This is a genomic window from Duganella sp. (assembly GCF_039595735.1).
Classification (GTDB): Bacteria; Pseudomonadota; Gammaproteobacteria; order Burkholderiales; family Burkholderiaceae_D; genus Rugamonas.
This window is the reverse complement of the sequence record NZ_JBCNLB010000001.1, coordinates 1,012,114-1,025,762: the sequence shown is the minus strand read 5'-3', so window position 1 is coordinate 1,025,762 and position 13,649 is coordinate 1,012,114. Positions and strand designations below refer to the sequence as shown.

General features: G+C 59.7%; 10 protein-coding genes. All 10 read left to right on the top strand.

Translation table 11 applies throughout. The annotated features are described in order from the left end of the window. Positions 1-284 precede the first annotated feature (284 nt). The 10 genes from ABDW57_RS04725 (at position 285) to ileS (ending at position 13,616) form a co-directional block, all read left to right on the top strand. A complete protein-coding gene (locus tag ABDW57_RS04725) occupies positions 285-2,207 on the top strand; it encodes a PrkA family serine protein kinase (RefSeq protein WP_343729043.1) in 1,923 nt (640 codons plus the stop codon). A gap of 104 nt (positions 2,208-2,311) precedes the next feature. Continuing rightward, a complete protein-coding gene (locus tag ABDW57_RS04720; RefSeq protein ID WP_343729042.1) occupies positions 2,312-3,580 on the top strand; it encodes a YeaH/YhbH family protein in 1,269 nt (422 codons plus the stop codon). Then, positions 3,577-5,118 carry a SpoVR family protein gene (locus ABDW57_RS04715; RefSeq protein ID WP_343729041.1) on the top strand — a complete coding sequence of 514 codons (1,542 nt, stop codon included), beginning with the start codon at positions 3,577-3,579 and terminating at the stop codon, positions 5,116-5,118. Before ABDW57_RS04720 ends, ABDW57_RS04715 begins: the two co-directional genes overlap by 4 nt. Before the next feature lie 518 nt (positions 5,119-5,636). Next, entirely contained in the window at positions 5,637-6,299 is a 663-nt protein-coding gene (locus ABDW57_RS04710) for an energy transducer TonB (protein ID WP_343729040.1), read from the top strand. Positions 6,300-6,382: 83 nt separating this feature from the next. Beyond that, a complete protein-coding gene (locus ABDW57_RS04705; protein ID WP_343729039.1) occupies positions 6,383-7,294 on the top strand; it encodes a MotA/TolQ/ExbB proton channel family protein in 912 nt (303 codons plus the stop codon). Between the two features lie 6 nt (positions 7,295-7,300). Continuing rightward, complete coding sequence (locus tag ABDW57_RS04700; RefSeq protein WP_343729038.1) at positions 7,301-7,729, top strand: biopolymer transporter ExbD; 429 nt, start codon at positions 7,301-7,303, stop codon at positions 7,727-7,729. A gap of 62 nt (positions 7,730-7,791) precedes the next feature. Next, positions 7,792-8,223 carry a biopolymer transporter ExbD gene (locus ABDW57_RS04695; RefSeq protein ID WP_218106120.1) on the top strand — a complete coding sequence of 144 codons (432 nt, stop codon included), beginning with the start codon at positions 7,792-7,794 and terminating at the stop codon, positions 8,221-8,223. Between the two features lie 73 nt (positions 8,224-8,296). Beyond that, the gene (locus ABDW57_RS04690) at positions 8,297-9,520 is read left to right on the top strand and encodes a tetratricopeptide repeat protein (RefSeq protein ID WP_343729037.1); all 1,224 of its coding nucleotides are present in this window, start codon (positions 8,297-8,299) and stop codon (positions 9,518-9,520) included. Positions 9,521-9,728: 208 nt separating this feature from the next. Beyond that, entirely contained in the window at positions 9,729-10,685 is a 957-nt protein-coding gene (locus ABDW57_RS04685; protein WP_343729036.1) for a bifunctional riboflavin kinase/FAD synthetase, read from the top strand. A 63-nt stretch (positions 10,686-10,748) separates the two neighbouring features. Continuing rightward, positions 10,749-13,616 (top strand): isoleucine--tRNA ligase, encoded by a 2,868-nt coding sequence (gene ileS / locus ABDW57_RS04680; RefSeq protein ID WP_343729035.1) that lies wholly within the window; start codon positions 10,749-10,751, stop codon positions 13,614-13,616. Positions 13,617-13,649: the final 33 nt, after the last annotated feature.

Genomic DNA, 13,649 nt, shown 5'->3' with positions numbered 1-13,649 from the left:
TCAGGCAGTTACAAAAGGGTATTAACGATATTACGACATACCTTTTGACTTCCTGCACCAATAGCGCAATAATCAATTTCATAGACGTAAGAAGCGTTACGACCAACACATAAAAGCCGCCATCCGGCCATAAAGCCAGCTCAAGGTACGGGCAATCCGCGCCACCAAAGGAAGCTGACCAAAAAGAAAAATAAGACAGAAAGGAATTATACGAACCAGAGCCAGGGCAGGCGAACTGCCGGTGACTCGTGACAAGCAGGTTTCCATCATTAAAGGACATTCAAATGACCATTTTTGACAACTACGCCGCACGATACGAACGGACCAAAGAAGAAGAGATGTCCATGAAGGAGTATCTCGAACTTTGCAAGAAAGACCGGCTTACCTACGCCAGCGCTGCGGAACGCATGCTGGCCGCCATTGGCGAACCGACCCTGGTCGACACGCGCAATGACACCCGGTTGTCGCGTATCTTTGCGAACAAGGTCATCAAGATTTATCCGGCATTCCGCGAGTTTTATGGCACCGAGGAAGTGATCGAGCAGGTCGTGTCCTACTTCCGTCACGCGGCCCAGGGCCTGGAAGAACGCAAGCAAATTCTTTATTTGCTGGGTCCGGTGGGCGGCGGTAAATCGTCAATTGCGGAAAAACTGAAGTCCCTGATGGAACATGTGCCCTTCTATTGCCTGAAGGGTTCGCCGGTGAACGAGTCGCCGCTGGGCCTGTTCAACGAAGAGGAGGATGGCGCCATCCTGGAAGAGGATTTCGGCATCCCGCGCCGCTACCTGCGCAATATTCCATCGCCGTGGGCGGTCAAACGCCTGCACGAGTTCAACGGCGACATCAACCAGTTCCGCGTGGTCAAGCGCTATCCGTCGGTGCTGAAACAGGTGGCCATCTCCAAGACCGAGCCGGGCGACGAAAACAACCAGGATATCTCCTCGCTGGTCGGCAAGGTCGACATCCGCAAGCTGGAAGATTACTCGCAGGACGATCCGGACGCCTACAGCTACTCGGGCGGCCTGTGCCTGGCCAACCAGGGCCTGATGGAATTTGTCGAGATGTTCAAGGCGCCGATCAAGGTGCTGCACCCGCTGCTGACCGCCACCCAGGAAGGCAACTACAAGGGCACGGAAGGCTTTGGCGCGATTCCATTCGACGGCATCGTGCTGGCGCACTCGAATGAATCCGAATGGAAGTCGTTCAAGAACAACCGCAACAACGAGGCCTTCCTCGACCGTATCTACATCGTCAAGGTGCCGTACTGCCTGCGCGTGACCGATGAGATCAAGATTTACGACAAGCTGCTGTTCAACTCGTCGCTGTCAAGCGCGCCGTGCGCGCCGGGCACCCTGCGCATGATGGCGCAGTTCGCCATCCTGTCGCGCCTGAAAGATCCGGAAAACTCCAGCATTTTCAGCAAGATGCTGGTGTACGACGGTGAAAACCTCAAGGACACCGATCCCAAGGCCAAGTCCATCCACGAATATGTGGACTATGCCGGCGTGGACGAGGGCATGAACGGGCTGTCGACGCGCTTTGCCTTCAAGATCCTGTCCAAGGTCTTCAACTTCGACAATACCGAAGTGGCGGCCAATCCGGTGCACCTGCTGTACGTGCTGGAGCAGCAGGTCGAACGCGAGCAGTTCCCGCCCGAGCTGGAGCAGAAGTACTTCTCCTATATAAAGGAGCACCTGGCACAGCGCTACGTGGAATTCATCGGCAAGGAAATCCAGACCGCTTACCTGGAATCGTATTCCGAGTACGGCCAGAATATCTTCGACCGCTACGTGACCTTTGCCGACTTCTGGATCCAGGATCAGGAATACCGCGATCCGGATACCGGCGAAAGCTTCGACCGCGAATCGCTGAACAACGAGCTGGAAAAAATCGAAAAGCCGGCCGGCATCTCGAATCCGAAGGACTTCCGTAACGAGATCGTCAACTTCGGCCTGCGGGCGCGCGCCAACAACGGCGGCAAAAATCCGGCCTGGACCAGCTATGAGAAGTTCCGCACCGTCATTGAGAAGAAGATGTTCTCCAATACCGAGGAACTGCTGCCGGTGATTTCGTTCAACGCCAAGGCCAGCGCGGAAGACGCCAACAAGCACGCCGACTTTGTCGCGCGCATGGTGGAAAAAGGCTACACGGCCAAGCAGGTGCGCCTGCTGTGCGAGTGGTATCTGCGTGTGAGGAAGTCGTCGTAGCATGAATCGTCATTCCGGCGAAGGCCGGAATCCATAGGCCGCGTGCATGCACGCTCAGCATGGGTTCCCGCCTGCGCGGGAGCGACGCGAATAGGAGGCATCTTTTGACTTACCTCATCGACCGACGTTTGCAGGGCAAGAACAAGTCTGCAGTCAACCGCGAGCGATTCTTGCGGCGTTATAAAGCCCAGATCAAGGACGCGGTGGGCCGGGCCATCAAGGGCCGTTCCATCACCGACGTTGAAAACGGCGAAAAGGTCTCCATCCCGGTCAAGGATGTGAGCGAACCCTCTTTTGGCCACGCCCATGGCGGCGTGTGGGAAGTGGTCAATCCCGGCAACCAGGAATACCTCAAGGGCGACCAGATCAACCGGCCCAAGGGCGGCGCCGGTTCCGGCCGCGGCAAGGCCGGCAATAGCGACCAGCTCACCGAGGATGACTTCATCTTCGAACTGTCGCGCGAAGAATTCATGAACTACTTCTTCGAAGACCTGGAATTACCGCACATGGTCAAGACCCAGCTGACCGCCACCACCGACTTTAAAAACCAGCGCGCCGGCTACAATATGTCGGGCACGCCGTCCAACATCCACGTGCTGCGCTCGCTGCGCGGCGCGCTGGGCCGGCGTATCGCGGTCGGCGGCAACTCGCGCAAGCGCGTGATCGAGGCCGAGCGCGAGCTGGAAGAACTGCTGCTGGAAGGCGTGCCGCTGCAGGACGCCCGCGTGGTCGAGCTGAAAAAGCTGATCCACCACCTGCACACGCGCCTGCTGGCCATCCCCTTCATCGACCCGTTCGACCTGCGCTACACCAACCGCGTCAAGGTGCCCAAGCCGATGACGCAGGCGGTGATGTTCTGCATCATGGATGTCTCCGGCTCGATGGACGAAACCCGCAAGGACACGGCCAAGCGCTTCTTCATCCTGCTCTACCTGTTCCTCAAGCGCGTGTACGACAAGATCGAAGTGGTGTTCATCCGCCATCACACCGCCGCAGCCGAGGTCGACGAAGAGGAATTCTTCCACTCGCGCGAATCGGGCGGCACGGTGGTGTCGTCGGCGCTGCACCTGCTGGACAAGATCATTGACGAGCGCTTCGGCGCCGGCAGCTGGAATGCCTACGTGGCGCAAGCCTCGGACGGCGACAACTGGGACAACGACTCGGTGCTGTGCCGCCAGCTGCTGGTGAATACCATCATGCCCAAGGTGCAGTACTACACCTATGTCGAGATCACCGATGGCCCGCCGCAAAACCTGTGGGAGCAATATTCGCAGGTGCCGGATCACCATCCGCATTTCGCCATGCAAAAGATTGTGACGCCGGCCGATATCTATCCGGTCTTCCGTGAACTGTTCAAGAAGCAGCCAAAATGAACGACATGACCACGCCCAAGCCGAAGCATCCGAACGCCCTGCCGGAGCAATCCGAATGGACCTTCGAGCTGATCGAGCAGATCCACCAGGAAATCCGCCGCGTGGCCGAGGGCTTCGGGCTGGACACCTATCCCAACCAGCTGGAAATCATCACCGCCGAGCAGATGATGGATGCCTACACCTCGGTCGGCATGCCGGTGTCCTACAACCACTGGTCGTTCGGCAAGCATTTCCTCAGCACCGAGAAGGGCTACAAGCGCGGGCAGATGGGGCTGGCCTACGAGATCGTCATCAACTCCAATCCCTGCATTGCCTATCTGATGGAGGAAAACAGCCTGACCATGCAGTCCCTGGTGATCGCGCACGCGGCGTATGGCCATAACTCCTTCTTCAAGGGCAACTACCTGTTCCGCACCTGGACCGACGCCGACGCCATTGTCGACTACATGGTGTTTGCCAAGAATTACATTGCCGAGTGCGAGCAGCGCCACGGCATCGACGCGGTCGAGCTGCTGCTCGATTCCTGCCACGCCATCCAGAACTACGGCGTCGACCGCTACAAGCGGCCGGCCAAGCTGTCGATGGCGCAGGAACGCGCGCGCCAGAAGGAACGCGAAGCCTATGTGCAGTCGCAGATCAATGAACTGTGGCGCACCCTGCCGCGCCGCGAGGAAGAGGAAACCGAGCGCGTGGCCAAGCGCTTCCCGCCCGAGCCGGAAGAAAACCTGCTGTACTTTATCGAGAAGTACGCGCCGCTGCTGGAACCCTGGCAGCGCGAGATGGTGCGCATCGTGCGCAAGATTTCCCAGTATTTCTACCCGCAGCGCCAGACCCAGGTCATGAACGAAGGCTGGGCCACCTTCTGGCACTACACCATCCTCAACCAGTTGTACGATGAGGGCGTGGTGGGCGACGGCTTCATGATGGAATTCCTGAAGAGCCATACCAATGTGGTGTACCAGCCGCCGGTCAACAGCCCGTATTACAGCGGCATCAATCCGTATGCGCTGGGCTTTGCCATGATGACCGACATCCGCCGCATCTGCGAGAACCCGACCGAGGAGGACCGCGAATGGTTCCCCGACATCGCCGGCAGCGACTGGCGCAAGACGCTGGATTTCGCCATGCGCAATTTCAAGGACGAGAGCTTCATCGCCCAGTACCTGTCGCCCAAGCTGATCCGCGAGTTCCACTTCTTCGCCATCCTCGACGATGACAATAACGAAAAGCTGACCGTGTCCGCCATCCACGACGACCTCGGCTACCGCTACGTGCGCCAGCAGCTGGCCGAGCAGTACAACCTGGGTAACCGCGAGCCCAACATCCAGGTCTGGTCGGTCAATACCCAGGACGACCGCGCGCTGACCCTGCGCCACACCCAGTTCCAGCGCCGCCCGCTGAACCAGCAGGCCGGCGAGGTGCTCAAGCACGTGGCCCGGCTGTGGGGCTTTGACGTGCACCTGGAAACCGTGGGGCCGAACGGCGACGTGGTCAGCACGCTGGAAGTCAAGCGCGAGAAACGCGGCCGCAATTCCTGAGCAACATATATATAAGGCTTTAGCGAACCGTGCCTGGCAGTGGGCACGGCTCTTGCAAGGTCGATACCGGGGCCGGCGCTGGCACGCTGGCCCCGGTTTTTTTTCCTGAATGCACGACCGGGGCTGGAAGTCAATATTTTTCTTCAGCTACTTATATAGGAGCCTGCGCAAGAATTTCATGAAAGAAACATTTGCGGCCAAATTATCAACTGTGCGTAGTAAAATTACGCTGATAAAATTCCGTTTTTGGCCTTAAGGGAAAACTAAGTAATGGCATGGTGCGCTGGCGCCCAAAAATGCGCCAAACAGTGTTGCCGATTGAGCCAGAACGGTGCAAAGTGAGCGCTACCATATAGGAAAACCCTATGAAATTTAACCGGTTTTAGGGATGAAAAATCTATGTAAAATCAAGAATTCGTATGTATAATTCGCCGACGTCCCGGATGCGGCTGTTGTTTTGTGTCGCCATTTTGGGGTTTAAGTAGCACCAAAGAGAGTTGGTATTGGAGAAAGCAGGCATGAATTTCACGCACAACGAGAAAAGCACCGGGAAGAACTTTACAGGCATTACGATTGTCGTTTTGTTGCACGTCCTGGTTGCTTATGGGATCGTGACGGGCTTGGGAACGCGACTGGTGCACAAGATGATCGCACCAGTGGAGACCAAGATCATCGAGGAGGTGAAACCTCCTCCACCGAAGGAGCTCCCACCACCGCCACCTCCGCCAGAGATGAAGGCACCACCGCCGCCATTCATCCCGCCAGTTGAGGTGAACGTGCAGCAACCGCCGCCACCGCAAAACGTGATCGCGAACGCGACCAACGTCAAGCCGGCAACCACCGAGATCCAGAAAGCACCGCCAGCACCGCCGGCAGCGCCACCTGGTCCGGCCAAGACCGGTGTGCGTACCGCAGCTGTGGTTGACTTCAGCACGTGCGCCAAGCCGGAATGGCCGAAGTCGTCGCTGCGTAATGAGGAAACCGGCACCGTTCAGCTGTCGTTCCTGATTGCCGCTGACGGTCGCGTGGCAGATTCGAAAGTTGTGAAATCGAGTGGCTTTAGAGATCTGGATAAAGCTGCGGTCGCTGGTATCACGAAGTGCCGTTTCAAACCGGCAACCGTGGACGGCGTTCCACAAGAAGGCTGGCAGCAGATGCAATACGTCTGGACGCTGGAGTAAAACCGAGACAAAGCACCGTCTCACTTAGTAATTTCGTTGTCATTACGCCAGCGATCTGATTATTTTATCAATTTGGAGGAAGCATGTTTAAGAATACCCGTTTGTCCGCTGTACTGGCCGCTGTGCTGTTCTCGGTGACCGCAGCCACCGCCCTGGTGAGCGCCCCTGCCTTCGCGCAGGAGCAAGCCTCGGCTGCCGCTTCGGCCCCAGCAGCTGACGCAGCAGCGCCAGCACCTGCGCCAGCAGCGGATGCGGCAGCAGCACCTGCAGCGGACGCTGCAGCTCCAGCAGCTCACGGTGGTAAAGAAGAAGTGGAAAACCCATACGGCTTCAAGGCAGTGTGGGAAGCCGGTTTCGTCTCGCGCGCAACCCTGATCATCCTGTCGCTGATGTCGATGGGTTCGTGGTACATCATCATCACCAAGCTGATCGACCAGACCAAGATCTTCAAACAGTCGAAAGAAACCTCGGCCAAGTTCTGGAAAGCGTCGTCGATCGCTGCTGGTTCGGCAACCCTGACCGAAGGTTCGCCATTCCGCTTCATCGCTGAAACCGGCACCAAGGCCACCGCGCACCACGACGGCGCCCTGCTGGAACAAATCGACCTGTCGACCTGGGTGACCATGTCGATCCAGCGCGCTGTGGACAAAGTGCAGTCGCGTCTGCAAGACGGCCTGTCGTTCCTGGCAACCGTGGGTTCGACCTCGCCGTTCATCGGTCTGTTCGGTACCGTTTGGGGTATTTACAATGCACTGATCGCGATCGGCATGTCGGGTAACGCCTCGATCGACAAAGTGGCAGGTCCAGTGGGTGAAGCGCTGATCATGACCGCGTTTGGTCTGTTCGTGGCAGTTCCAGCCGTTCTGGGTTACAACTGGCTGGTCCGTCGTAACAAGTCGGCCATGGAAGACGTACGTGCTTTCTCGGCTGACGTGCACTCGGTACTGATCTCGGGCGCCATGTCGACCGCAACCGGCTCCAAAAAAGTAGGCTAATTCACCATGTCCATGTCCGTAGGCTCCGATACCGGAGACGAAGATACCGTCATGTCGGAAATCAACACGACGCCCCTCGTGGACATCATGTTGGTTCTGCTGATTATCTTCCTGATCACGAGCCCGGTTGTTCTGAAGCTGATCAAGATCCAGCTGCCAGAAGAAATCAACCAGGTTATTCAGACCAAGCCGGAAGACGTCAACATCGTTGTCAGCAAGGATGGCGACATCTACTGGAATCAGAAGAAAATGCGCGACGCCAATGAGCTGTTCGATTTTCTGAAGGTGGAAGCAGTGAAATTGCCGCAGCCGGAAGTACACGTACGTGGTGACCAAGAAACCAAGTACGAAGCCATCGGCAAGGTTATTTACACTACCCAGCGCGCTGGTATCCAGAAGGTCGGCTTCATCACCGAACCGCCTGATAAGGGTTAATCCCCGATAGTGCACCGCAGGCCTGGCTTGCCAGGTCTGCCCTTCTTAAAAGGAAACAACCCATGAGTATGAATGTCGGCTCCCCATCGAGCGGTGGTTCGGATCCGGAACCAATGATGGAAATGAATATGACGCCCCTCATCGACGTGATGCTGGTGCTGATTATCATGATGATCATTACGATTCCTAAGGCCAACCACTCGGTGAACTTGAATATGCCGGTCGGCACCCCGCCGCCGCCTACCAAGGAACCAGTGGTGATCACGATTGACGTCGACTTCGACGGTACGATTCTGTGGGATAACGTGGTCGTTCCTGACCGCGGCACCCTGGAAGCGAAACTGACCGATGTCGCAGCGCAAGCTGACCAGCCGGAAGTGCATCTGCGTCCGAACAAGCTGGTTTCGTACAAAGTGGTCGCAGGCGTAATGGCTTCGGCCCAACGTCTGGGCGTGACCAAGATTGGTCTGGTCGGTAACGAACAGTTCCAGTAATCCGTCCCATGTACAATGATAGGCAGGACCTTTTCCTGCCTATTTTCGTTTTTTGATGAAAGAAAACTCACCCATGACCAAGTTTCGTCTCGCTCATCTCGGCCTGGTAATGGCCGCCATTGGTTTTACCGCAGCAGCCCCTCTCACCGGCCTGACGTCGGTCGCCTACGCAGCCGAGTCGGTGCGCGCTGAAATCGGCAAGCCACTGCAAGAAGCACAGAAACTGGCCGCAGCCGGCAAGAACAAGGAAGCGCTGGCTAAACTGAAAGAAACCGACGCAGTCGGCGGCAAAACCGCCAACGAAACTTATCTGATCGAGCGCACCCGCGCATCGGCCGCAGCTGCCGCAGGCGACAACGACGCCGCCGCCAAGGCCTTTGAATCGGTGCTGAACTCCGGCAAGCTGTCCGCTGCCGAAACCCCGAAATTCGCTGAAGCCCTGGCCGGCATCTACTACCGCGCCAAGGACTATCCCAAAGCCATCACCGCCTTCCAGCGCGTGCTGAAAGACAACCCGGGCAACACCCAGGCGCACGAATACCTGATCCAGATCTACTACACCTCCGGCAAATACGCTGAAGCCGCCAAGGAACTGCAAAGCTCGAAAAACCTGAGCGAAAGCCAGCTGGGCATGCTGGCCAACATCCAGCTCAAGCAGAACGACAAGGCCGGCTACGTGCAGACCCTGGAAAAGCTGGCCGGCTCCTACCCGAAAGCCAGCTACTGGACCGACCTGCTGAACCGGGTGTCGGGCAAGCCGGGCTTCTCCTCGGCGCTGTCGCTGGACGTGCTGCGCCTGCGCCTGGCCAACGGCCTGCTGAGCAAGCCGGCGGAATACATGGAAATGAGCCAGCTGGCCCTGCAAGCCGGCAACCCGGCCGAAGCCATCAAGATCATCGACCAAGGCTACAAAAAAGGCGCCCTGGGCACCGGCAGCGACGCTGCCCGTCACCAGCGCCTGAAAGACCTGGCCGCCAAGACCCAGACCGAGTTCGACGCCAAGGTCGCGACCGCGCAAGCGGAAGCCGAGAAAGCCAAGGACGCCGACGCCCTGGCCAACCTGGGCTTCGCCCTGGTCTCGGAAGGCAAGGCTGACAAGGGTCTGCCGCTGATGGAACAGGCAGTGAAGCTGGGCACCGGCAAGAATCCGGAAGCCATCAAGCTGCACCTGGGCATCGCTCAAAACATCGCCGGCAAGAAAGCTGCTGCGCTGAACACCCTGAAATCGGTGAAAGGCACGGACGGCAGCGCCGACCTGGCCCGCTACTGGACCCTGAACATTAACCGCCCGATGTAATTCGGGCAGGTCCATGCGCCAAGCGCTGTCCCGGCCCGCCGGGCAGCATACTCCGGGGTCAGGTCCGCCATTTCTACACGAGCCCTGCCGTAGCGCCGCTACGGCAGGGCTCGTGTAGAAATGGCGGACCTGACCCCGGAGTGTTTTTTTTCGCTTTGGGGGTTTGCCCGTATAATCCCTTATTTGCGATAGTTTTCCCCAGATTCCCATGAAGGTATTTCGAGGTCTACCCAATGCAGCGGCGCGTGCGCCCTGCGCGCTCACGATCGGCAATTTTGACGGCGTCCACCGCGGCCACCAGGCCTTGCTGGCCCGCGTGCGCGCAGCCGCCGACCGCCTGGGCCTGGAAGCGGCCGTGATGACCTTCGAACCGCACCCGCGCGAATTCTTCGCCCAGAAATCCGGCGACCTGTCGAAAGCCCCGGCCCGCATCGCCAACCTGCGCGACAAGCTGCAATCGCTGTCCGACAACGGCATCGACCGCGTCATCGTCGAACACTTCTCGTCCTCCTTTGCCGCCCTGACGCCGCAGGAATTCACCGAGAAGGTGCTGGTCGAAGGCCTGCACGTCAAATGGCTGATGGTGGGCGACGACTTCTGCTACGGCGCCCGCCGCGCCGGCAATGTGCAAATGCTGCTGGAGGCCGGCCAGCAATACGGCTTCCACGTCGAGACCCTGCCAACCGTGATGAACGGCAGCACCCGCATCTCCTCCTCCGCCGTGCGCGCCGCGCTCGGCGACGGCGATTTCCCGCACGCCGAAGCGCTGCTGGGCCACCCCTACGCCATCTCCGGCCATGTGATCCACGGCCAGAAACTGGGCCGCACGCTGGGTTTCCCGACCCTCAACCTGCGCGTGCCGCACCGCCCGGCGCTGTCAGGCATCTTCATCGTGCAGGTGCACGGTTTGCACGAACAGCCGCTGCCGGCCGTCGCCAGCCTCGGCGTGCGCCCCACCGTCGACGACAGCGGCCGCGTGCTGCTGGAAGTGCACGTGCTCGACTTCGCGCAGAACTGCTACGGCAAGCAGGTGCGGGTCGAATTCCTGCAAAAGATCCGCGACGAGGAAAAATACGTCGACCTGCCGACGCTGACGGCCGCGATACACCGCGACGCCGACATCGCCCGCGCCTTCTTCGCCAAGCGCGCCACCGACCGAATTTGACCGCGCGATCAGCTACGAGCGCCGGCTACACAGAACACCCGTATAAATCACTGAACGCATACCATGTCCGATAACAAACCAGCAAAGAAGCCAGAGAGTAAATACCCGGTCAACATGACCGAAACCCCGTTCCCGATGCGCGGCGATATGGCCAAGCGCGAGCCGAACTGGGTCAAGCAATGGCAAGACAAGAAAATCTATGAACGCGTGCGCAAGGCGGCCGCCGGCCGTCCTAAATTCATCCTGCACGACGGTCCGCCATACGCCAACGGCGACATCCACATCGGCCACGCCGTCAACAAGATCCTGAAAGACATGGTGGTCAAGGCCCGTACCCTGGCCGGCTACGACGCGCCTTACGTGCCGGGCTGGGATTGCCACGGCATGCCGATCGAGATCCAGATCGAAAAACAATACGGCAAGAACCTGCCGACCGCCGACGTGCTGACCAAGGCGCGCGCCTACGCGCTGGAACAGGTCGACCGCCAGCGCAAGGACTTCATCCGCCTGGGCGTGCTGGGCGAATGGCAGCATCCTTATCTGACCATGAACTACTCCAACGAGGCCGACGAACTGCGCGCCCTCGGCAAGCTGCTGGAAAAAGGCTATGTGTATCGCGGCCTGAAGCCGGTCAACTGGTGCTTCGACTGCCAGTCGGCGCTGGCCGAAGCGGAAGTGGAGTACAAGGACAAGCGCGATCCGGCCATCGACGTCGGTTTTAAATTTGCCGACAGCGCCAGGCTGGCGCAGATCTTCAACCTCGACCAGCTGCCGACCGATAACGGCTTCCTGGTGATCTGGACCACCACGCCATGGACCATCCCGTCCAACCAGGCGCTGAACGTGCATCCGGAAGTGATCTACTCGCTGGTGCAGACCGAGCGCGATGGCCAGCCGCTGCTGCTGATCCTGGCGCAGGACCTGGTCGAATCCTGCCTGGCGCGCTACAAGCTGGAAGGCACCACCATCGGCACCGCCCACGGCGCGGCGTTTGACGGCGTCAGTTTCCGCCATCCGCTGCACGCGGCCGATCCGTTCTACGACCGCCTGTCGCCGGTCTACATGGCCGACTACGTGACCACCGACAGCGGCACCGGTATCGTGCACTCGGCGCCAGCCTACGGCCTGGACGACTTTATCTCGTGCCGCGCGCACGGCATGAAGGACGACAAGATCCTGACCCCGGTGATGGGCGACGGCAAATACGCCTCCACCCTGCCGCTGTTCGGCGGCATGACCATCTGGGACGCGTCCAAGCCGATCTGCAACGCGCTGAAGGAAGCCGGCGCCCTGTTCGAGCTGAAGATGTTCGACCACAGCTACATGCACTGCTGGCGTCACAAGACCCCGATCATCTACCGCGCCACCTCGCAGTGGTTTGCCGGCATGGACGCGCATCCGAAAGACGGCGGCCCGACCCTGCGCCAGACCGCGCTGCAAGGCATTGAAGCCACCCAGTTCTTCCCGGACTGGGGCAAGGCGCGCCTGCACGGCATGATCGCCAACCGTCCTGACTGGACCCTGTCGCGCCAGCGCCAGTGGGGCGTGCCGATGGCCTTCGTGGTCCACAAGGAAACCGGCGCGCTGCACCCGCGCACCCCGGAGCTGCTGGAGCAAGTGGCCCAGCTGATCGAACAAGACGGCATCGCCGCCTGGCAGTCGCTCGACCTGAAAGACCTGATCGGCGACCAGGCCGCGCAATACGAGAAGAACAAGGACACGCTGGACGTCTGGTTCGATTCCGGCACCACCCATCAGACCGTGCTGCGCGGCTCGCACAAGGAGCAATCGGCCTTCCCTGCCGACCTGTATCTGGAAGGTTCGGACCAGCACCGCGGCTGGTTCCACTCGTCGCTGCTGACCTCCTCCATGCTGAACGGCGCGCCGCCGTACAAGGCGCTGCTGACCCACGGCTTCGTGGTCGATGGCGAAGGCAAGAAAATGTCCAAGTCGATCGGCAACACGGTCGCGCCGCAGGACGTGTGGAACAAGCTGGGCGCCGACATGCTGCGCCTGTGGGTGGCGTCGACCGACTACACCGGCGAGCTGTCGATCTCGGACGAGATCCTCAAGCGCGTGACCGAGTCGTACCGCCGCATCCGCAACACCCTGCGCTTCCTGCTGGCGAACCTGTCGGACTTCGACTACGCCAGGGACGCCGTGCCGGCGGCCGAGCTGCTGGAGATCGACCGCTACGCCATCGCCAACATGGCGGCGCTGCAGAAGGAAATCGAAGCGCACTACATGCAGTACGAATTCCAGCCGGTGACCTCCAAGCTGCAGAACTACTGCTCGGAAGACCTGGGCGGCTTCTATCTGGACATCCTGAAGGACCGCCTGTACACCACCGGCGTGACTTCGCAGGCGCGCCGTTCGGCGCAGACCGCGCTGTATCACCTGACGCAAAGCCTGCTGCGCCTGATGGCGCCGGCGCTGTCCTTCACCGCCGAGGAAGCGTGGGAAATCTTCGCCGGTCCGCAAGGCTGGCAAGCCAGCGACGAAACCATCTTCACCCAGACCTGGTGGCAGCTGCCGGAACTGGCCGATGCCGACGCCCTGCTGGCCAAGTACAGCGCACTGCGCACCGTGCGTACCGACGTGACCAAGCAGCTGGAGGACTTGCGCACCTCGGGCGCGATCGGTTCGTCGCTGCAGGCGGAGCTGAGCATCAAGGCTGCCGGCGACAAGTACAAGATGCTGGCCAGCCTGGAAGATGATCTGAAGTTCATCTTCATCACCTCGCTGGCATCGGTCAGCGAAGTGGCGACCGAAGCGGAGGAAGCGGTCAACGTGGCGGCGTCGAAGGCGGAGAAGTGCGAGCGTTGCTGGCACTACCGCGCCGACGTCGGCGCCCACGCCGATCATCCGACCCTGTGCGGCCGCTGCCACAGCAACCTGTTTGGTGCGGGCGAAAAACGCAAGTTCGCTTAATATGACGGCCACCGTCATCCCGCGAAGGCCGGG